This is a genomic window from Pseudarthrobacter sp. NPDC080039 (genome assembly GCF_040702335.1).
Lineage (GTDB): Bacteria > Actinomycetota > Actinomycetes > Actinomycetales > Micrococcaceae > Arthrobacter > Arthrobacter enclensis_A.
The window spans coordinates 363,089-382,601 of record NZ_JBFBKY010000001.1; the positions used below are offsets into that span (position 1 = coordinate 363,089).

Consider the following 19,513-nt stretch of genomic DNA (forward strand, 5'->3'; position numbering starts at 1 on the left):
CGTTCAAGCAGTTCTGTGGCGTAAACCGTCATGGATCCGCAGCAGGCGCCAGCGGCCGCTTCGGATATGGCGGGTCAGGTCAAGGGTGAGGGGTTCCACTCCGGCGGCGTCTTCCGGAGCTCCGGGGCGGGATGTCCAGCCGACAGGCAGGACCTGGACCCGCCAGATTTCGTGGTCCACCACACCTGCCCCGCTTCCCAGTGGTGCCCTGCTGTCCTCAGCCCACCACTGCCGGCGTTCGTACCAGCGCACGGGTTCTGCGCAGAGAGCGTAGGGCCTGCCAGCCCATGTCAAAGATTCAGGCTGACCGGAAGCGGAACACACCACGTCAACGGATTCGCTGAACATGCCCATGCACACCTCCCGGACGAGCTTCCTGTACTGGTATTCGAATATGTATTCGAATAAAGCCAGTCTACGCCGGGTGGGAAGTAAAAAATAGCCGGGGGTGGACGGGGCGTGCGGCAGGGAGCAGGATGATGGCATGAGTACCGATGACGCACTCCTGAAGCAGGCAAGCATCAAGACCCAGGACTCCACGCTGGTAGCCACATTCGATATCGATGGCGCCATTCCGGGATCCGGCGCCTACGTGGTGGGCCTGATGGGAGCCTCACCGGACTATTCCTTACAGCGCCGGCTGTGCATCGAGTTCATGAACGGGGAGGCCATCGCCTGCTACTCGTTCAACCGTGACCAGGGAATCGAGGAAGACTACGACCTGGCAGGAGTTTCCCATTCGGAAAACAGCATCACTGGAAGCTTTCCCCTGACAGCCTTGAACGGGCTCGGACAGAGCCATGTGCTGTCCGCATTCAGCGAGGCGGACGGACGGGAGTTCCAGCATGGAGTGCCGGTGGAGGAAGCCCTTTAGGGCCTCCTCCACCCATCTGCTAGCTGTTTTCTTTGTGGATCTTCAGTTCAAGTTCGATGAACGCTGAGATCATCGCCCGGTAGGTTGACTCCACAATGTCCGGGTCGATGTCCTTTTTTTCGGCCGCGGAGCGCACATGTTCGATGATGCGTTCCACCCGGCCAGGGGCCCGTACTTCAGCGTCATCACCCTTGAGCGTCCCGGCAATCCTGATCAGCCGTTCGCGGCGCGCGATGAGGGTGACAATCTGCTCGTCCACCTCGTCAACGGCAACCCGGACGGCAGCGAGCTGTTCCCTGTCGGCCCGGGCATCCCTATCGTTTCCTTGAATTGTCGCCATCATCTGACAGTATCGAAGCATGCAGCCCAGAGTCGACTTTATCTCCCTCGGTGTCCGCAGCGTCCAGGATTCCCGCGCCTTCTATGTCGATGGCCTTGGCTGGCCCGTCCACCGCGAAGTTACCGGGGAGGTGCTCTTCATCCAGGTGAACCATGGTCTGGTGCTTTCACTGTGGGACGCGCGCCAGATGCAGGCGGAGGCCCTCACCAACGCACCCGCCGGCGTTCCCTGCATCACCCTCAGCCATAACTGTCAAAGCCCTGCAGAGGTGGACACCGTCATGGAAGAGGCGGCGGCAGCAGGCGCTGCCATCATTGCGGAGCCGGTCACCCAGCCGTGGGGCGGCTACACGGGGTACTTCGCAGATCCCGACGGCTTCCGCTGGGAAGTGGCGTACAACCCCGCGTGGGCAGTGGACGACGCCGGCACGGTCACCGTGTGATGACCGGCCCCGCCGGGCGGGGCTGCTTGAACGGTGCTGCTTGGGCAGGGATGCCATACAGGCCCCTCCGCGGCGCAACAACACCAGGGAATACCGAAAGCCGCGCTACCGTTGACCGTAAGGAAACCTTTCAAGCGACATTTAGGAGATCCCTGTGGACTTCACTCCCGAATCCGGCACCATCACCATGTTTTCCACCACCTGGTGCGGCTACTGCAACCGGCTGAAGAAGCAGCTGGATGCGCAGGGCATCGGCTACACCGAAATCAACATCGAAGAGGTTGACGGCACCGCCGAACTCGTGGAGCAGCTCAACGGCGGCAACCGCACCGTTCCCACGGTTCTCTTCCCGGACGGCACCGCGGCCACGAACCCGTCGGCTGCCGAGGTCAAGAGCCGCCTGGCCGCCTAGGCACTCCACCGGCGGCGCCGCCGCAGGACTGATGCGGGTCATGCCCCCAGGCTGCTGAACGAAGCAGTTTCCAGGGTGGCATGGCCCGCATACGTTTCCAGGAGGGCCTGCTCAACGGCCGCGACATCCACTCCGGGCACCAGGTCATCCGCGGCGCCGGCGGTGGCGGGGTCCCAGTCCAGGCCCAGGGCCGCATACGTGTCTGTGAGGACTTTGCGGATGGGGGCGGAATTTTCCACCACGATGACTGAGCTGAAGAGCCAGCCGCCGGACACCACCCGTTGGGCAGTTCCCACCAATTTCACCTGCCGCGAGCTGTCCGCCGGGTCGGTGCCGTGTACGCTGAATTCGCCGGGACAGTACTCCCCCGGAATTTCCCCCACCGCCGCCTGAACACCGACGCGCTGCAGGGCCCGCGCAAAGAGCTCCCCGAAGTAGCCGAACCGCGCTTTGGACCCGGCAACGGCGTCCGCATCCGGTTCGACGTGGTCCACTACCAGGGTGCCCTGGTGGTAGGCCGCTGCGCGCCCCCCGGCCCTGCGGACCAGTGGTTCAAAGCCATTGTCCCGGCAGGCCTGCGCTGCCGCATCAAAGCCGGGCAGCCGGGTGTCCCGCTGTCCGAATGCCACGGTGGGGGCCGGGCGGTACAGCCGCAGGGTGGGGCCTACGCTTCCACTCCTTGCCCTGGCCAGCAGCTCGAGTCCGAACTCCAGGTCCCGGCCGGCGCCGAGCGACAGGTCCTGGCGGACCACGGTGAGCGTGCGGAGTCCGGTTCCCGTGTGGTGCATCGTGGTGAAACTCCCTTGGGCTCAGGCGTCGGCAGGTTCAGTGCCGGCAGGTTCGACGGTGGCGGCCGGAGAGGCCTCACCTAGGTTACGCCCGACGTCGGCAGCAGCCTTAACGCCGGCGCCCTACCCACAGCGCATGCAGTAAAGGGACTGCGGAGACAGCCATCAGCACATTGCCCAGCACCAGGTCATCGGCGCGCACGATGGCACCGGCGACCAGCAGGGAACCGAAGACAACGGCGGAAGCGGAGCGTCGTACGGCCTTTTCCACGCGGGCGGCCTGGCGCTCCAGCCGCGGGACGGCAACCTGCAGTGACCCCTCCTCCATACGGGCGGCAAGGGCGTCAAGCCTTCCCGGCAGGCGCAGGGCAACACCTGCAGCGTCGAGGGCCTGGCGCGCCACATCCTGCACCAGGTTGCCGCGTTCGTCGCGCAGCAATTGCGCCGCATACGGTTCCACCGAATCCCAAAGGTTGAACCGCTCGTCCAGGGCACTGCAAACGCCGGACGTCAGCGACATGGCCCGGATGATGAGCAGGAAGTTCTCGGGAAGCTGGAACGGCAGGGAGCGGACCACGTCACCGAACTCCACCGCAAAGTCGCGGAACTCCCGCGGGTCCACTTCGCGCAGTTCGGCGAAGCCCATGCCGCCAAAACGGGCAAAGAGCTGCGTCATGGCCCGCTCCAGCGCCGCACTGTCAGCCGACGGCATCAGCACGCCTACGTCATTGATGGCCGCCACGAGTCCCTTGCCGTCGCGGGCGGCTGCAGCAATCACCAGCTTCCGCAGGCCGCTGCGGGTGGAGGCGGTCACCTCGCCCATCATGCCGAAATCGATGAACGTCAGTTTCCAGGGCAGTTCCCCTGTTCCTGCCGTGGCCGGGGTGACGAAGATGTTCCCGGGGTGCGGATCGGCATGGAAGAAGCCGTTGGTGAAGAGCTGGTCGAACATGATGGCCGCGAACGCGGGGGCAACCTGCGCAGGGTCGATGCCGGCGGCACGCAGTGCGTGGACGTCGGTGATCTTGATGGCCGTGACGTCTTCGAGGGTGAGTACCCGGCGCGTGGTCCGTTCCCAGACCACGGACGGTACCGCCACGCGCCCGTCGCCGGCGAAGTCCGCCGCGAAACGCTCTGCGTTGACGGCCTCCTGGAGGTAGTCGATTTCCGCAAGGCTGGTTTGGGCAAATTCCTCCACCAGCGCCGGCATGTCGGCGCGGCGGGACACGAGCCGGACGTGGCTGAGCCAGCCTGCGACCTTCCGGAGGGCAGCGAGGTCGACGTCGACGACGGCGCCGATGCCCGGCCGCTGAACCTTGACCACCACCGCCCCAAGTCCCGTGTCAGCGGCGTCCATTGGATTCAGGTGGGCCCGATGGGCCTGGCCCAGCGAAGCTGCCGCGATGGGCGTCTGGTCCACGGAGTCGAAGACGCGCGCCAGTGGAGTCCCAAGTTCCTGCGCCGCCAGTGCGGAGATCGCCGGAAAAGCCACCGGGGGGACCTCGTCCTGCAGCCCTTCGAGTTCCTTGGTGATCTCCGGCGGGAGGACATCGAGCCTCGAGGACAGGAACTGGCCCACCTTGATCATCAGGCCGCCAAGTTCCACCGCGAGGTCGTGGAACCTCTGGGCGAAACGCCGCATCCTCCGGGAGCGGGTCTGCGCGGCTATCCGGCCCAGTCCAATCCGGGGCAGGAACAGCTCGAACCACCAGGTGGTGGCGAGGTGCCAGGCTGCGAACCGCAGGATCCGCCGGTAGCGCCCACGGTGCTCCCGCACGGGGATCGGCCGCTCATTCCCCTCCTGGACGGTCGACGCCACCCGCTTCAGTCCTGGGCAAGGATGCCATACAGCCGGCGGCGGGCCTCGTCCAGCACCGCCACCGCCTGCCGCACCTGGTCCGGTGACCCGGTACGGCCAACCTGCGCCGCGGCCTGCGCCAGCTCCATTCCGGCCCTTGGGAGGGAAGCAGTGCCGGCCGTCGTAGTTTCCGGATCCCAAGGGGCAGCACCATGGTGGGCAGCCACCTCCTCGCGTCCGGCTTCGGTCAGCGAGTAGATCTTGCGGCCGTTGGATTCCTCGGCGCTGATGGTTCCTTCATCGGCGAGCAGCTGCAGCGTGGGATAGACGGAGCCCGCGCTTGGCTTCCAGCTGCCGCCGCTGCGCTCCTCGATCTCCCGGATGACCTGGTACCCGTGCATGGGCCGTTCAGCAAGCAGGGCCAGCACTGCGGCCCGGACCTCGCCTTTCCCGGCCCGGGTACCGGCCCGCTTCTCGAAGCGCGAACGCAGCTCTTCGACGGCCTGCCACATTCCTTCGAGGTTGCTTCCGCCAAAAGCACCTGCAGGGTGTGAAGCACGCATGATGAACTCCTTCGTCAATCGCGAACGATATACAACGATACTCAGCGATACAGGACGGCACCAGAGCCGGAAGGGGACCGGGAGACCTGCAGCAGGCGCGGTAACTGCCGGCGCGGCCGGCTGCCGCGAAGTGCAGGATTCCCCGAAGCCTCAGGTCCTGCGCAGGGTGAGGATCTGTTCCGCGCGGCCGAACGGACCCTGCCGGTCGTGCAGCACAGTCGAGGTGAGGCCGATCCCGTCGCTGCCGAACGACACTGCGTTGTCCAGTCCCAGCCACTCCCCCTGGGGGCGGCGGTACATGTGGACCTGGAGGTCCAGGTTGGGAAATGCGTAGCTGTCTTTGCCCGGAGGGACCCGCGCGGCGATGCCGTTGGCGGTGTCCACCAGGCCCATCAGGCGGGCAAAGTCGCCGCTGTCCGCGGTGCTGGTCAGCGGGTGTTCGGTGCGGAGCCACACTTTTCCCGCACCCGGCCGGTGCCCTTCGGCCACCCGCATCTCGAGGGACCGGATGTAGCCGCCGGGCCAGACGGCGGAACCGTCATAGGGCTTGCATTCGTCAGGGCCGGGTATCGCTGCGTCCTCGACGGCGGCAACCTCACTGGTGTCGCTCGTGAGCATGCGCCAGCCGGTGGCACGGATCGCCGTCCTCCCGCCCGCCACCAGCTCGGCCTGCACCAGTTCGATGGTGCGGCCGGCCCGCAGCGTGGCGGTGTCGATCCGGAAGTCGCCGCCGGGGATCAGGCCAAGGATTTCGTAGCTGATGCGGGCCATCCGCATGTCATCCCTGGGCTGGTGCCGTTCCAAAAGGTCTGCCAGGAGGCCGGATGCCGGAGCCATGTGCTGCTCGTGGACATTCCAGGCGCCCTGCGCGTGGATGGTGGACCGGAACCGGCCGCCGCCCAGGTCCTGGTAGTAGAAGTTGCCCTCGGCGAGTTCGGGCAGGTCTGCGGTCAAAGCTGGCCCCTTACGGAAGTTCAGTGAATTGCCACTAACTCTATCCTTCGCGGTGGACGGCACGCCGGGACGGCACACGAAATGTTGGAGGGTGCGGGTGGCAATCGGACTAGAGTAAGGAACTGGTCCTGTCGGCAACCCTCAAAAGAGGTGTTTCATGCGCGTCATCAGCTACAACCTACGCAAGCACAAGGCCAGCGGCGAGCTTCTCGCCCTGGCCCGGAACCATGACATCGATGCGCTGTGCCTCCAGGAGGTGGATGCCAGCGACCTCCCGGAAACCCTGGGCCCGCTTCACCTGGCGGACGCCACCAAGGGCAACCGGCTGGGATTGGCCATCTACTACCGGACCAGCCGGTTCACGGCGCTGGACACGCAGTCCTTTGCCCTGAAGAAATCCATGCATGACCGGGTGCTGGCCCCGGCCCACGAGCGGCTTATCGGCACCAGGGTGGTGGACAATGAAACCCAGCATGAGCTGGTTATCGGTTCATTCCATGCCGCGCCGCTGACGGCCTCCAACTCGCTGCGGCGCAAGCAGATCCATGCAGCGCACGCAGAACTGCTCAGCATGGGCAGGGGCCTGATGACCCTCATGGTGGGCGACTTCAACTACCCGTTCTTCACCAAGAACCTCGATATGCACATGAAGAACTCCGGCTATGCCCTCTCCCTGAGCAACCGCCGCACCTATACGCGGTACAAGGTGTTCAAGGGCCACTTCGACTTCGCCACCTCGCTGGGCCTCGACATTGCGAGCGTGGAAACCCTGCCGCGCGGCAACTCAGACCATCTGCCCATCCTGGTGAGCGCCGAATACGGCGAGGGCTACTAGCGGGGCTCCGCCAGCCCGTCCAGCGCCACCAGCAGGTCCGGCCACGCTGCCGCGAAACCGGGATGCAGGTCCAGGGAATCCACCTCGGCAACCGGAACCCAGAGCAGGGCGATACTCTCGGGATCGCTGATGACGGGGTCGAAGGATTCCTGCACCTGAACCACCACCGTGGTGTAGGACCAGTACCCATGGTCCAGCACCGAGGTGAACAGCACCTCCACGCTCTCCGACGGGACGGCAGCCTCCTCCCGGGCTTCCCGGAGGGCGCCCTCAACCGCTTCCTCACCTTCGTGCAGCGCACCGCCGGGCAGGCCCCAGGTTCCGCCGTTATGGCTCCATACGGCGCGGTGCTGCAGGAGGACTCCCCTGGCCGGATCCCAGGCCAGGACGCCGGCCGCGCCAAACCTGCCCCAGAACCGGCCGCGCTCGCCTTCCACCCAGGCATCGCCGGGATCGCGGGGGCCGGTCCGCTGCGGCGGAGTGGAAGACAGGCTGGAGGTAGGGAAATGGTCCATTGCCCCAGTTTGACAGGTGAAGCGGCGGGACGTCAGGTGCCCTGCCCGTGGTCGACGGCGAAATCACCGCCGGGATACATGACAGTTTCGTGGCCGTCGTCGAACCGGACAAGATAGGGCGGCCCACCACCCGGACCCCGCACCTCCAGGATCACCCCGTGCCGGTCTGCGGACCCCACATTCCTGCCGCGCACCACGATCCGGTCACCTTGGGCTGCCTCCATGGCAATCACCTCCACGCCCCAAGGGTACGGCTCGCGGACGCGCCGGAAAAGGGCCGCATGGCAGGATTCCGGTATGCCGTTGAACCTCCTGCTGCTCGCCGACACCCATGTACCCAAACGCGCCCGGGACCTGCCGGAACAGGTGTGGTCCGCCGTCGAAAAGGCCGACGTGGTCTTCCACGCCGGCGACTGGGTGGAGGCAGCGCTGCTGGACCAATTCGAACGCCGGAGCAAGCGGCTGCTGGCCGTCCATGGCAATAACGACGGCCCTGAATTACGCCGGCGCCTGCCCGAAACGGCAACCGTCACTCTGGCCGGAGTCCGCTTTGCGATGGTCCATGAGACCGGCCAGGCCAAGGGCCGCGAACTTCGGTGCGAAGCACTCTACCCCGATGCCGATGTGTTGGTGTTCGGCCATAGCCACATCCCCTGGGACACGGTCTCGCCGCGCGGCCTGCGCCTGCTGAACCCTGGTTCCCCCACGGACCGCCGCCGCCAGCCCTCCTGCACGTTCATGGAGGCTGCGGTAGACGCCGGCCGGTTGACTGACGTCAGGCTGGTGGGAGTCCGGCAGGGCTGACGCGCCAGTGCCCGCGGCCGCTTGGCAGGGCGGTATCCATTGCCTAGGCTGGGAACCATAAGCATGCTTAGCTTCCAGGCTGTGGCGGTTTGACCGCAGGATGCTTCAGTTCCGGGGCGACGAAGAAGCCCGAGTCCGCACGAACAGGAGGACCACCATGACTGACCAGTACACCTTCCGCAATCCCGTAACTGCCTACGAAAAGATCTCCCCGCCCAAGCAGCACCAGCCCGAACCGGGCCTCGACGCGGGACTGCAACCCAAGGCCGACCTGGGCGAAGAAACCTACCGCGGCACCGGCCGGCTGGAAGGCCGCCGCGCCATTGTGACCGGCGCGGACTCCGGGATCGGCGCCGCAACGGCCATTGCCTTCGCCAGGGAAGGCGCCGACGTCGTGCTTTCCTACCTGCCGCAGGAAGAGGAGGACGCCTCGCGCATTGCCGGGCTCATCGAGGCGGCCGGCCGCAAGGCCGTCAAGGCGCCGGGCGACCTCAAGGACCCTGCGGCGTGCCGGGACCTGGTGGACACCGCTGTGGCCGTCCTGGGCGGGGTGGACATCCTGGTCAACAATGCCGGCAAGCAGGTGGCCCAGGAGGATCTGCAGGATATTACCGACGAGCAGTTCGACCACACCCTGAAGACAAATGTCTACGCCATGTTCTGGGTGACCAAGGCCGCCGTCCCGCACATGCCGGCTGGCTCGACCATAATCAACACCACGTCCATCCAGGCATACAACCCCTCGCCCACGCTGGTGGATTACGCCACCACCAAGGCCAGCATCAACAACTTCACGAAGGGCCTGGCCCAGCAGCTGGCGCCCAAGGGAATCCGGGTGAACGCAGTGGCTCCGGGGCCGATCTGGACACCGCTGCAGGTCAGCAGCGGGCAGCCAAAGGAGGAACTGCCGGAGTTTGGGCAGTCCACTCCCCTGGGCCGTGCAGGCCAGCCGGCCGAACTGGCACCCGCGTACGTCTTCCTGGCCTCGCCTGAGTCAAGCTACGTGGTGGGCGAGACGCTGAACGTCAACGGCGGCAGCCCCACGCCCTAGCAACATCCACGGGCCCGGCTGGCCCCGCCGGCAGGCGTCACCCGGCTTCCTGGCCGGCCAGGAGCTCGTCGGTGGAAGGGTCCGGCTCGCCGTCGAAGAACTGGGCCAGGACGGTCTTGAACACTGTTTCTCCGGGCGCGGCCCGGAGGAACAGTGTCATGGACGACCGCAGCTTCTTGGCGTCGATGCCGCCAAAAATCTCGTCGGCCGACTGTTCAGCATGGTTGGCCAGGACCAGCGCGCATTCCAGGAGTCGCGGCCCCAGGACTTCATGGTCCAGGTAGGCGCGGGCCTCGGCCAGCGAGGAGATGGCGTATTTGCGGGAGGTGGCACTCTGCCCCAGCCCGGCGATCTGCGGAAAGATGAACCACATCCAGTGCCCGGACTTGCGGCCGACTTGAAGCTCCCCCAGCGCCTGCTCATAGGTTCCGCCGCTGTTTTGGGCGGCGACATAACGTTCAAGGTCAAAGGGCTCATACATAGGGATCTCCTGGGTTCATTGTTAAAGCGCCAAATCTTTTTCAAGGGCAGCGGCCGCTGCCTGCAGCTGGGGGTCGGGATCGCCGCGCCACCGGGCCAGGACAACGCCGGCCCGCTGGCGGTCCCGCTCCCCGAGCCCGGCCAACAGCGGAGCCAGGACATCGGCAAGCAAGGGCTCCGTCAGGTCGGTTGCCTGGGCAGACCGAAGGAACCCTTCCAGCCGGGTCAAATCCGAATGCCGGAGCAGCCGCACCCTTGACTGCAGCAGCACCACGGCGGCCAGGCGCCGCTCGAACACGGGACGGGAGCCTGGTCGCGGCTGCCCCCACAGGGCGGAGGCCAGCATCACCGTTCCATCGTGGTCAAGGTCCTTGAACTTGCGCAGCGCGTCCCGAACCGTGCCGCGGACGGCCCCCACGGAAGATCCGTAGGAGGCCAGCGCCCCGCCCAGCCGGGCTCCGACGTCGTCCGCCCGATACCAGGCGCCCTCGTTCCGAAGGGTCCGGTCAACAAACTCCGCCGCCGCGGAAACGACGTCCGCAGCGGTCATCGCCCGCGCCCTGAGGAGGCATGCCGGATGCAAAACGGAGTCCACGGCCGGGCCTCCAGCCTGCCTTCCGCGATGGGCTCCCCGCACTCGGCGCAGGTTCCGTAGGTGCCCGCGGCCAACCGGGCCAGGGCCGCCTCGATCTGGTCAAGGCCAGCTGAGCTTTGCTTCAGGAGCGCCGCGGCCTGCGACAACTCGAAGGCTATCGTGGCGCCTTCCGGATCGTGTTCGTCGTCCACATTGGAGTCCTGGCGGGCTGAATTAGCCGCCTCGATGTCGGCCCGCAGCGCCGGCAGCAGCGCCATCCGCCGCTCCCGCTCCTCCTCGAGCAGCGCGCGGAACCGGTCGAAATCTGGCATGGGGAAAGCCTAGCGCGTCCGTCAGTGCCGGTTCAGGGGTACACGCCATCCATTCGATTGCTCAATCCGAGAGGAGAAACTCGTATGTTATCCAAATGTGACAATTAGTCCGAGCGCGGGTTATGGTCTTTTGGTGTCCCTCTCAGACGGGACATTCCCGTCAGCATGCCGAGCCCTGCCGCTGACCATGGGATTCAACCGCTCCAGCTGGCAGGGACGGGGGAACCAAGTTTCCACGGCCACTTGCGGCCTTGGGGTTAAGTCGACAGCGCCTCCGTCCATCGCGGAGTCACTCCGGCCGGGTATCTCCAGCCCGAACCCGACAGCTCACCCCGCAGGCATGGGAGAGGCGATCAACCGTGTCAAAAAATTCCACTACCGCCCGTCACCGCGCGACTCCGGCCCGCTCCATTGCGCTCGAAGGCATCGCCGTGACAGCCAGGTCCCAGGCCCGCTCGCTGGGCCGTCCCGCACTCGCCGTTGCAGCAGCCTCCGGCATTGCCTTCGGCGTCGGCGCCCCGGCCCACGCCGGTGTGACCGGTCCGGATACCACTGAGAAGACCAATGTCCAGGCATACTCCGCGCCCGCTGCCCCCGCCGCGGCCACGGGCACCATCCACACTGTTGTTTCCGGAGACACCCTGGGTGCCATCGCGACGGCCTACGGCGTCAGCCTGAACGACGTCCTGTCCGCCAACGGACTGGGACTGTCCTCGATCATCTACCCGGGCGACCAGATCCGGATTCCCGGCGCCGGTTACACCGCCGCACCGGCTCCCGCCCCCGCAGCAGCTCCCGTCCAGGCTGCGGCGGCCACGGCCCCCGCGAACACCGGCATGAACATGTCCTACGCGTCCGCCACCACCGGAACCGGAACCGGCGCTGCCATCCTGGCGTCCGCTTACAGCCAGATCGGTGTGAACCAGGACTGCACCGCCATGGTGGAAAAGGCCCTGCGTTCGGTCGGCAAGAGCGTTGGCGACCTCGCCCCCACGCAGTTCTTCCAATACGGCACCGTGGTAGGCAGCCCGGCGCCCGGCGACTTGATCATCACCTCCGGCCACGTTGGTGTCTACGCTGGTGCCGGCCAGGTTGTCAGCGGCGGCGTCAACGGCTACACCACGCAGGTCCACCCCATCAGCTGGCTCAGCGGCTACTCCGTGGTCCGCGTAGCCTAACCTGCGGGCAGGCGGCCGCCTCCCAGGAGGTCCGGCCAGAGCAGGAGGGCGGCGTCCGGTGTATCCGGCCGCCGCCCTCCTGTCGTTTGCCATCCGGCCGCCACCTGCAGCCAGGCCTCAAGGCAGGTGCGCGGGGGAACCTCAGGTTCCGCAGAACGTCATGTATTTGCCAAAGTCTTCCGGCGGCCCTTCCATGTAGTGTTCCAGCCCGGGCCGCTCGGTGAAGGGATTGCTGACGGCATCCAGCAGCTGCTGCAGGGGTGCCAGGTCTCCGGCAGTGGCGGCGGACAAAGCCTCCTCCACGAGATGGTTCCTGGGGATGTAAGCGGGGTTTACGCTGTCCATCAACCCGGCGTCGGGCCTGAGCTCCTGCCACCTTTGCGCCCACGCGTCGAAGGCTGCCAGGTCAAGCACCATGCCGCGGACCGGACGGAGATCGCCCCTTGCCGCGTTGCCAAGGTTCCGGAAGAAGCTGGTGTAGTCCACCGGGCCGTCCTGGAGGATGGCAATGGCGTCATCAATGAGTCCCGAGACGGCGTCCGGGTGGTCCTCCCTGGCGTGCTCCAGGCCCAGCTTCTTCCCCATGCCGCTGGACCACGCCTTGCTGTAGTGTCCGCGGAAACCGCCCAGTACCTCGACGGCCGGGGCCACCGCCTTTTCCTGGTCCTCGTCGATGAGCGGCAGCATTGCCTCGGCAAGCCTGGCAAGGTTCCATTCGGCCAGCACAGGCTGGTTGGCGTAGGCATAGCGGCCGCTGACGTCGATGGAACTGTAGACGGCTGCGGGATTGAAGGTGTCCATGAAGGCGCAGGGGCCGTAGTCGATGGTCTCCCCGGAGATGGTCATGTTGTCCGTGTTCATGACGCCGTGGACGAATCCGGCCAGCATCCACTGTGCCACCAGTTCAGCCTGCGCTGAGACGACGGAACCGAACAATGCCAGGTAGGGATTTTCCGCGTGGGCGGCGCGCGGGTAGTGCCGGCTGATGGCGTGGTCGGCCAGCCTCTTCAGGAGGTCCAGGTTTTCCGTGGCCCGGGCGTACTGGAAGCTGCCCACGCGCAGGTGGCTGGCTGCGGCCCGGGCCAGCACGGCGCCGGGCAGCATGCCCTCGCGCCGTACCTGGCGCCCGGTGGCCACGACGGCGAGCGAGCGGGTGGTGGGAATGTTCAGTGCGTGCATGGCCTCACTGACCAGGTACTCACGCAGCATGGGTCCGACGACGGCCCGGCCGTCCCCGGCGCGGGCGAAAGGCGTGCGCCCCGAACCTTTGAGATGGATGTCGAGGAGACGGCCGCTGCGGTCCGTGAGCTCACCCAGGAGGAGTGCGCGTCCGTCACCGAGCAGGGGCGAGTAACCGCCGAATTGGTGCCCGGCGTAGGCTTGCGCGACGGGGGTGGCACCGGGCGGTACATGGTTGCCGACCAGGAGCCGCACGCCCTCGGGACTGCGCAGGTATTCCGGGTCCAGGCCCAGGTCATGGGCGAGCGTCTCATTCAGGACCAGGAGCTCGGGGCCGGGCGCTTCCTCGGCCTGCCAGGGAACGGCCAGCTCCGTCAGTTCCCGGGCGAAGCGGCCGTCAAAAGCCACGGTGGATTCAGCTGCTGCCGTCATGCTTTAACCCTATCGCCGTCGCTGGTCGCGCAGACTCCCCAACTGGTTGCCGCCGCCGGGGAACGGGAATGCGGTCCAGGTCCTTGGCGGCAATGACCGTCGTGCCGGGGGCACGGGCCCTTGCCTGCCCTGCAAGAAAAGTGGCGTCGTCGCCGTACCGTGACGAGAAATGCGTGAGCACCAGGGTCCGCGACTTCCCGGACGCCGCGAGCTCCCCTGCCTGCCCGGCCGTAAGGTGCAGGTATTGCTGCGCCAGCCCGCCGTCGTCGTCGCTGAACGTTGACTCAGTGACCAGCAGGTCGGTGCCGTCTGCCAGTTCCTCTGCGCCCGGGCAGGGCGCGGTGTCCATGATGAAGCCAAAGCGCTGGCCCGGCCTGGGGATGCTCACGTCGGCCACGCTGACCGCACCCATCGTGCCCTGGCGCTGCAGCCGTCCAACGTCCGGCCCCTGGATTCCTGCCGCCTTGAGCCGGTCAGGCAGGAAGGTGCGGCCGTCCGGCTCGGTGAGCAGGTAGCCATATGTCTCGATCCGGTGTTTCAGGGGCCGGATCTCCAGGCCCTCGGCAACAGGCCCGCTCCCGGCATGCGGGTGCAGCCGGAGGTCGACGCCGGGCGCACTGACGGCTATGAGGGCCCGGACCACCTGGTCCCCGGTGGCCGGATAGTGCAGGTGGACGGGGTGTTCCACGCCATCCAGTGCCATCCGCGAGAGGACGCCGGGCAGGCCGAAACAGTGGTCCCCGTGCACGTGGGTAAGGCAGATCCGGGTAATGTCGCCGGCGGCCACCCCGGCGTGGATCATCTGGCGCTGGGTTCCCTCGCCGGGGTCGAACAGCAGCCCCTGGCCGTCCCAGCCCAGGAAGTAACCGTTGTGGTTCCGGGTCCGGGTGGGAACCTGGGACGCGGTGCCCAGGACCACGAGTTCACGCACCGCCGGCGCCCGCCGTTCCGGCGTGCAGCCCTTTGACGTAGGCGGCCTGGCCGAGATGCTGGAGGCAGTCCCCCAAAATGCTGACCAGCCGCACGCCAAGGGTGACCGGTGGATCCCAATGCCTGTCGATGACCCGGTCGAGGTCCGGATCATCCGTCCCCTCCAGGACCCCGGCGGTCTGCCGGTGGACCGCCTGGTAATACTCCAGCAGGAGTTCCGCGGGGGCGCGGACAGCGTCCACCTGGCGGCTCGAGTGCCCGTAACCGGTGTCACTGTCAGCCAGGGGAAGGTCGAAGCGGGATTGGAACCCGCCGGCTTTCCATACCTGTTCCATCCCTGCAGCGGAGGCAACCTGGGCATCTTCCACCCGGGCCGTATGCCATATCAGCCACGCGATGGAGTTGCCGTTGCCGGCGGGGCGACGCTGCAGGTCCGCCTCGTTGAGCCCCTCCAGAGTATGCCGGACAAGCCCGGGGAGCCGGCCGAAGGCTTCCAGCAGCAGTTCCTTGGAGTGCATGTGTGTCCTCCCACGGCCTCCGCGGCCGCCTCGTGCCCGCGTCCCCTGACTGGGCCGCTAGTGTTCCAGATCGTCAGGCTCGAACTCGCTGAGCGGAGAGCCGCCGAAGTTTTCCTCGTCGTCGCTGGCATCCGCTCCCAGGCCTGCCGGCGCTTCACCAAAGTCGACGTCGGCCGCTGCTTCCCCCAGCGTGGGGGCGTCCGGCGGCACCTGTTCATCGCCTGAGCGGTAACGGGCCCGGGCTGTTTCGTCCCGCAGCGTCTGGTCGCTCAGGAAATCCTCCTCTTCACCCGAAATGCCCTCGTCCTGCAGCAGCGGATCTTCCTGCCAGCGGTCGGGGTTGTTCTCGGCAGCGCCGGGGTAGTTGTCAGGTTCGCCGGATACAGGGTCAAGTTCGAAGGAGGACGCGGCGCCCGGAGTTTCATCGAGAAGCACGTCGTTTTCCTGCACAACTTCGAGGTCATCGTCGGGAACGTTCTGTTCAGTCATCATGCTGCCTTTCTCGTTGACCGTAAGGCTGACAATAGTAAGCATACTGACCAATGGGGATGGATGGGAATCACTGGGGTAAGAAAGGAAGGAAGCTGATTCGACGCTCACAGGCAACTAAGGAGAACACCATGGAACGAAACGCTGCACCGGACGGCCCCGCGGCGGAGCCGTCCGTGCCCCGGTCTGTCGCTGCCCGGATGTCCGGCCTCTGGCTGGACGGCCTGGGGCGGGCGAGCATCCGCGCGATCCAGACGCTCAGCGTGCTGGCGCTTGCCTGGGTAGTGGTGGTGGCAGCCACGCGGGTTCCGCTGGTCACCATCCCTGTCCTGGTCGCCCTGATCCTGGCCTCGGCAATGGCTCCCGCGGTCCGGTGGCTGTCGACGCACGGATGGCCGCGGGCGCTCGCCGTACTGTCGTCCTTCCTGGTGATCGTGGCCGTTGCTTCCGGCGTGGTGGGCGGCATCGTCGCCCTGGTAAGGCAGCAGGCTTCCGTCCTCGCCGCCCGGGCAGAAGCAGGGATCGCCCAGTTGCAGCAATTCATCACCACCGGACCCGTCGCCCTGACGAATGCCCAGATAGACGCCGCCCGCAGCGAGTTCCAGAAGTTCCTCGCCGGAGGTACATTGGGTGCCGACGCGCTGACCGGGCTGCAGACTGCCGGTGAAATCGTTGCTGGATCCATCCTGACGGCAGTGATCCTTTTCTTCTTCCTAAAGGACGGCGAAAAGATCCGGTCCTTCCTGTTTGGTTTCCTGCCCGGGAGCCGCCAGGGCAAGGCCCACCTGGCCGCCGAACGCAGCATCGTGGTGCTGGGCGGCTACGTCCGCGGGACCCTCATCATTGCCGCCATTGACGCCGTGATCATCCTGGTGGGCCTCCTGATCCTGCAGGTCCCGCTTGCGGTCCCCCTGGCCGCAGTGGTCTTCCTGGGCGGGTTCATACCCATCATTGGTGCCACCTCTGCGGGGAGCCTCGCTGTGCTGGTGGCTCTTGTGGAGAACGGACCTGTTCCCGCGCTTATTGTATTGGTGCTCCTGGTTGCCGCCAACCAGTTCGAGCACCACATCCTCCAACCGCTCTTCATGGGCAGGGTCCTGCGGATCCACGGGCTGGTCATCATCCTTGCCCTGGCGGCGGGGGCAACGCTGGCCGGCGTCATCGGGGCGCTGCTGGCGGTCCCCCTGGCGGCCGTCGGGTGGACCATCTTCAAGACCATTGCCGAAAAGGACACGCCCGGCCCGGAGCCCATCGCACCGGCAATGCCCGGGGAATAGAGCCTGAACAGCGCTTCTGTGACCTTTGGCCCTACAGTGCCCTTGTCCCGGGGGCCACTCTTGAAAGGCAGGAAGCCAGTTCCCCAAACGAGCAGGAAGTGCGGCCATGACATCCCGGAAACCCATCGCTGTTGGCACCGACGACTCAGCACCGAGCCAGGCCGCCGTCCTCTGGGCAGCCCGCCGCGCACACCGCGCGGGGCTGCCGCTGGTGATCCTCCACGTGGTGGACAACCGGTGGGTTTCTGAACCGTACCCCTGGTTCGGAACCCTCCAGCAGGCCGGCGAAGAACTCCTCAAGACCGCCGCCGGCCGCCTCGACGGGACCGTGCCCATCACGCCTGACACAGAACTGCTGACCGGCAGTGTGGGAGGGTCGCTGGCAAAATATTCCAAGAAGACCTCGATGATGGTCATTGGCTCCGGCAGCGGGCACTTCGGGGGTACCCTCGCCGACCGTGCGCTCCAGGTGGCCACGGCTGCCAAGGTGCCGGTCGCCGTCGTTGGCACCCAGGACCTGGAAGGCCGGACCGGGGTTGTGGTGGGCGTTGACGGGTCCGCCGAGGCCACGCAGGCCGTCGCCTTCGCGGCCGCCGAAGCGGACCGGGAAGGCGATGAACTCACCGTTGTCTACGCCGTGAATGCCCCGAATCCCATAGTCGACGCCGGCCTGACACCTGGCGCCCTCGCGGAGGCCATCGTGGACGAGGAACGGGTGGTGCTCTCCGAGACTGTCGCCGGGCTCAAGGAAGACTACCCGGACCTGACCGTGCACCAGCGGCTTGAAACCGAACGAGGCGCGGTGGACGCGCTCGTCCAGGCTGCCGCCGGGGCGCGGCTGCTGGTGGTGGGCAGCCGCGGCAGGGGGGCCTTCAAGCGCCTGCTGCTCGGTTCCACTGCACACGGGGTCCTGAGGCACCTTCCCTGCCCCACCGTCATCACGCGGACTGACGAAGCACTCAACACCATCTAGGCCGGTCCGCCTGCCGTTCCCGTTGCCACGCCTTTGCGAACTCCGCCGCGGAAGGTCAGGACGCCATGAAGAAACCCGCCGCCATCATCATGCTGATCCTCGGGATCCTCATCACGCTTCCCGGGCTGGCCGCTTTGGCGGGCGGTGCCGTGGCATCCGCGGTGGGGTCGGTCCAGGGTGACGGTTACCTGACCTCCGGCACGTCACGCTTCTCCGTCAACTCCTTTGCCCTGACGTCGCCGCGGGCCGGCGCCATGGGCGAGGACGTCCCGGGAAGGGTCCCGTTCGATATCGGCACCCTCAGGCTGCGGGTTGCGCCGGTGGTGCCGGACAAACCAGTGTTCGTCGGCATCGGCCGGCAGTCCGACGTCGAACAGTACCTGTCCGGCGTGCACCACTCGGAATTGCTCAATATCCGGCAGCGGCCTTTCCGCGCTGACTACCGCGACGTGCCCGGCGGCAACCCGCCGGGGCCACCGGCCGGCCAGGGCTTCTGGACGGCATCCGTCTCAGGTACCGGGGAACAGGAGCTTACCTGGAGTATCACCCCCGGCGCGTGGGAAGTGGTGGTCATGAACGCGGACGCTTCTCCCGGCATTGACGTCCAGGCGCAGGCAGGCTTCCGTTCCGACCTCATCCGCCCTGCAGCAATTGCCCTGCTGGTGGGCGGGGCCATTGCCCTGGTGATTGGCATACCGCTCATCATTGTCGGCGCGGCAGGACTGGGCAGGCACGCACAGCCTCCCGTTGGGGGACCGCCAACGGGAGGCCCAACCTATCCGGGCGCAACGTATCCTGGTCCGGCGTATCCGGCTCCGGCGTATCCGGCTCCGGGTCATCAGCAGCGAGCACCGGCAGGCGGGTGGGACCAGTCCGGGTCAACGCCCGGGACCGCGCCCATCCCGCCGACCCAGCCCTTTATCCCTGTCCCCGGCGGCCCTGCCCCCTACCCTGCGAGGCTTTTCGGTGAGCTCGACCCAGGACTCTCACGGTGGATGTGGCTGGTCAAATGGTTCCTGGCGATACCGCATTTCATCCTCCTGTTCTTCCTTTGGTTCGCGTTCGTCATCACAACCATCGTGGCCGGGTTCGCCGTCCTGTTTACGGGCCGGTATCCAAGGGCGCTCTTTGACTTCAACGTAGGCGTGATGCGGTGGAACTGGCGGGTGGCGTTCTACGCGTACGCTGCCGTGGGCACCGACCTGTACCCGCCCTTCACCCTCAAACGCACCGCCTACCCCGCAGATTTTGATGTGGACTATCCGGAGCGGCTCTCCCGCGGCCTGGTCCTGGTGAAATGGTGGCTGCTGTCCATTCCACACCTTCTGCTGATCGCAGCGTTTACCAACACCACGTGGAGGTGGCGCGCGGACACGAACGTCGACGGAACAACCTATGTCCAGGACGCCGGGCCGTCCCTGCTGGGACTCCTGGTCCTGATCGCGGCAGTCATCCTGCTGTTCACCGGCCGCTACCAGCGGCCGCTGTTCGACTTCATCCTTGGCATCGACCGCTGGATCTACCGGGTGCTGGTGTATACAGCGCTGATGCGGGATGAGTATCCGCCGTTCCGGCTCGACCAGGGGCCGGCCGAACCCGTGTGGCCGGCGGAGGCCGCTCCCCCGGCGGCTGCCCCGCCCGCAAGTGCCCCGCCAACAGGGTCACCGCCGGGCCGCACCCCTCCCGCAGGTGCCCCGTGACCTTCGGCCCTAGCCCGGCTGCGGGCACCCGGGCATGATGGGCCATGACAGCGCGGTCCTACCGAGGGAGCAGAC

General features: G+C 66.6%; 25 protein-coding genes and 1 riboswitch. Of the genes, 10 read left to right on the plus strand and 15 right to left on the minus strand.

Going from position 1 to position 19,513, the window contains the following annotated elements; all coding sequences use genetic code 11:
- Window positions 1-3: 3 nt before the first annotated feature.
- On the minus strand, window positions 4-354 hold the full coding sequence (locus AB0313_RS01650) for a DUF6504 family protein (RefSeq protein ID WP_366303132.1): 351 nt from the start codon (window positions 352-354) through the stop codon (window positions 4-6).
- 130 nt (window positions 355-484) lie between these two features.
- Between AB0313_RS01650 and AB0313_RS01655 the strand changes: the two genes are divergently transcribed.
- Complete coding sequence (locus AB0313_RS01655; protein ID WP_141941617.1) at window positions 485-874, plus strand: hypothetical protein; 390 nt, start codon at window positions 485-487, stop codon at window positions 872-874.
- 19 nt (window positions 875-893) lie between these two features.
- Here AB0313_RS01655 and AB0313_RS01660 read toward each other — a convergent pair whose 3' ends face one another.
- Window positions 894-1,217, minus strand: a complete 324-nt coding sequence (locus tag AB0313_RS01660; protein WP_141941618.1) for a chorismate mutase — start codon at window positions 1,215-1,217, stop codon at window positions 894-896.
- Window positions 1,218-1,233: 16 nt separating this feature from the next.
- Here AB0313_RS01660 and AB0313_RS01665 point away from each other — a divergent pair, with 16 nt between their 5' ends.
- Both AB0313_RS01665 and AB0313_RS01670 read left to right on the plus strand, forming a co-directional pair.
- Entirely contained in the window at window positions 1,234-1,656 is a 423-nt protein-coding gene (locus AB0313_RS01665; RefSeq protein ID WP_141941620.1) for a VOC family protein, read from the plus strand.
- A 154-nt stretch (window positions 1,657-1,810) separates the two neighbouring features.
- On the plus strand, window positions 1,811-2,068 hold the full coding sequence (locus tag AB0313_RS01670) for a mycoredoxin (RefSeq protein WP_141941622.1): 258 nt from the start codon (window positions 1,811-1,813) through the stop codon (window positions 2,066-2,068).
- Between the two features lie 38 nt (window positions 2,069-2,106).
- Here the strand turns inward: AB0313_RS01670 and AB0313_RS01675 are convergent, their stop codons facing one another.
- The 4 genes from AB0313_RS01675 to AB0313_RS01690 all read right to left on the minus strand — a co-directional run bounded on the left by AB0313_RS01675 (window position 2,107) and on the right by AB0313_RS01690 (window position 6,171).
- Entirely contained in the window at window positions 2,107-2,856 is a 750-nt protein-coding gene (locus tag AB0313_RS01675; protein ID WP_141941624.1) for a lipoate--protein ligase family protein, read from the minus strand.
- Window positions 2,857-2,965: 109 nt separating this feature from the next.
- Window positions 2,966-4,675 (minus strand): AarF/UbiB family protein, encoded by a 1,710-nt coding sequence (locus AB0313_RS01680; RefSeq protein ID WP_307306140.1) that lies wholly within the window; start codon window positions 4,673-4,675, stop codon window positions 2,966-2,968.
- A gap of 5 nt (window positions 4,676-4,680) precedes the next feature.
- Window positions 4,681-5,217, minus strand: coding sequence for a PadR family transcriptional regulator (locus AB0313_RS01685; protein WP_366303136.1), 537 nt, complete (start codon window positions 5,215-5,217; stop codon window positions 4,681-4,683).
- A gap of 150 nt (window positions 5,218-5,367) precedes the next feature.
- Complete coding sequence (locus AB0313_RS01690) at window positions 5,368-6,171, minus strand: thioesterase family protein (protein ID WP_307306144.1); 804 nt, start codon at window positions 6,169-6,171, stop codon at window positions 5,368-5,370.
- Between the two features lie 157 nt (window positions 6,172-6,328).
- On the opposite strand from AB0313_RS01690, the gene AB0313_RS01695 reads away from it, so the two are divergent.
- Complete coding sequence (locus tag AB0313_RS01695; RefSeq protein ID WP_141941631.1) at window positions 6,329-7,006, plus strand: endonuclease/exonuclease/phosphatase family protein; 678 nt, start codon at window positions 6,329-6,331, stop codon at window positions 7,004-7,006.
- Here the strand turns inward: AB0313_RS01695 and AB0313_RS01700 are convergent.
- A complete protein-coding gene (locus tag AB0313_RS01700) occupies window positions 7,003-7,521 on the minus strand; it encodes an NUDIX hydrolase (protein WP_307306147.1) in 519 nt (172 codons plus the stop codon). The genes AB0313_RS01695 and AB0313_RS01700 overlap by 4 nt on opposite strands.
- Before the next feature lie 32 nt (window positions 7,522-7,553).
- The gene (locus AB0313_RS01705; RefSeq protein ID WP_141946349.1) at window positions 7,554-7,745 is read right to left on the minus strand and encodes a DUF1918 domain-containing protein; all 192 of its coding nucleotides are present in this window, start codon (window positions 7,743-7,745) and stop codon (window positions 7,554-7,556) included.
- A gap of 73 nt (window positions 7,746-7,818) precedes the next feature.
- Here AB0313_RS01705 and AB0313_RS01710 point away from each other — a divergent pair, with 73 nt between their 5' ends.
- Both AB0313_RS01710 and AB0313_RS01715 read left to right on the plus strand, forming a co-directional pair.
- The gene (locus tag AB0313_RS01710) at window positions 7,819-8,325 is read left to right on the plus strand and encodes a metallophosphoesterase (protein ID WP_366303139.1); all 507 of its coding nucleotides are present in this window, start codon (window positions 7,819-7,821) and stop codon (window positions 8,323-8,325) included.
- A 157-nt stretch (window positions 8,326-8,482) separates the two neighbouring features.
- Window positions 8,483-9,376 carry a glucose 1-dehydrogenase gene (locus AB0313_RS01715; RefSeq protein WP_307306151.1) on the plus strand — a complete coding sequence of 298 codons (894 nt, stop codon included), beginning with the start codon at window positions 8,483-8,485 and terminating at the stop codon, window positions 9,374-9,376.
- Window positions 9,377-9,413: 37 nt separating this feature from the next.
- Here AB0313_RS01715 and AB0313_RS01720 read toward each other — a convergent pair whose 3' ends face one another.
- The 3 genes from AB0313_RS01720 to AB0313_RS01730 are packed head-to-tail and all read right to left on the minus strand — an operon-like array spanning window position 9,414 to window position 10,762.
- Window positions 9,414-9,857: a DUF1810 domain-containing protein gene (locus tag AB0313_RS01720; RefSeq protein WP_366303141.1), complete on the minus strand. Its 444-nt coding sequence runs from the start codon at window positions 9,855-9,857 to the stop codon at window positions 9,414-9,416.
- 21 nt (window positions 9,858-9,878) lie between these two features.
- Window positions 9,879-10,406 (minus strand): DNA alkylation repair protein, encoded by a 528-nt coding sequence (locus tag AB0313_RS01725; RefSeq protein WP_141941640.1) that lies wholly within the window; start codon window positions 10,404-10,406, stop codon window positions 9,879-9,881.
- On the minus strand, window positions 10,403-10,762 hold the full coding sequence (locus AB0313_RS01730) for a TraR/DksA C4-type zinc finger protein (protein WP_141941642.1): 360 nt from the start codon (window positions 10,760-10,762) through the stop codon (window positions 10,403-10,405). Before AB0313_RS01730 ends, AB0313_RS01725 begins: the two co-directional genes overlap by 4 nt.
- A gap of 186 nt (window positions 10,763-10,948) precedes the next feature.
- A riboswitch (cyclic di-AMP (ydaO/yuaA leader) is annotated at window positions 10,949-11,118 on the plus strand.
- Between the two features lie 3 nt (window positions 11,119-11,121).
- Between AB0313_RS01730 and AB0313_RS01735 the strand changes: the two genes are divergently transcribed.
- Entirely contained in the window at window positions 11,122-11,940 is an 819-nt protein-coding gene (locus AB0313_RS01735; RefSeq protein ID WP_307306161.1) for a LysM domain-containing protein, read from the plus strand.
- A 141-nt stretch (window positions 11,941-12,081) separates the two neighbouring features.
- On the opposite strand, the gene AB0313_RS01740 is transcribed toward AB0313_RS01735, so the two are convergent.
- From AB0313_RS01740 to AB0313_RS01755, 4 genes are read right to left on the minus strand one after another with little or no spacing between them, the layout of a single operon-like run.
- Window positions 12,082-13,551: a protein adenylyltransferase SelO gene (locus AB0313_RS01740; protein WP_366303144.1), complete on the minus strand. Its 1,470-nt coding sequence runs from the start codon at window positions 13,549-13,551 to the stop codon at window positions 12,082-12,084.
- Window positions 13,535-14,482, minus strand: coding sequence for a ribonuclease Z (locus tag AB0313_RS01745; protein ID WP_366303146.1), 948 nt, complete (start codon window positions 14,480-14,482; stop codon window positions 13,535-13,537). Before AB0313_RS01745 ends, AB0313_RS01740 begins: the two co-directional genes overlap by 17 nt.
- The gene (locus AB0313_RS01750) at window positions 14,475-14,999 is read right to left on the minus strand and encodes a DUF664 domain-containing protein (protein ID WP_366303148.1); all 525 of its coding nucleotides are present in this window, start codon (window positions 14,997-14,999) and stop codon (window positions 14,475-14,477) included. The genes AB0313_RS01745 and AB0313_RS01750 overlap by 8 nt, the downstream gene beginning before the upstream one ends.
- Window positions 15,000-15,056: 57 nt before the next feature.
- Complete coding sequence (locus AB0313_RS01755) at window positions 15,057-15,491, minus strand: hypothetical protein (protein ID WP_366303150.1); 435 nt, start codon at window positions 15,489-15,491, stop codon at window positions 15,057-15,059.
- Between the two features lie 128 nt (window positions 15,492-15,619).
- Here AB0313_RS01755 and AB0313_RS01760 point away from each other — a divergent pair, with 128 nt between their 5' ends.
- The 3 genes from AB0313_RS01760 (at window position 15,620) to AB0313_RS01770 (ending at window position 19,438) form a co-directional block, all read left to right on the plus strand.
- Window positions 15,620-16,765, plus strand: a complete 1,146-nt coding sequence (locus AB0313_RS01760) for an AI-2E family transporter (RefSeq protein ID WP_366303152.1) — start codon at window positions 15,620-15,622, stop codon at window positions 16,763-16,765.
- A 106-nt stretch (window positions 16,766-16,871) separates the two neighbouring features.
- The gene (locus AB0313_RS01765; protein WP_366303154.1) at window positions 16,872-17,738 is read left to right on the plus strand and encodes a universal stress protein; all 867 of its coding nucleotides are present in this window, start codon (window positions 16,872-16,874) and stop codon (window positions 17,736-17,738) included.
- 65 nt (window positions 17,739-17,803) lie between these two features.
- Complete coding sequence (locus tag AB0313_RS01770; protein ID WP_366303156.1) at window positions 17,804-19,438, plus strand: DUF4389 domain-containing protein; 1,635 nt, start codon at window positions 17,804-17,806, stop codon at window positions 19,436-19,438.
- Window positions 19,439-19,513 lie beyond the last annotated feature (75 nt).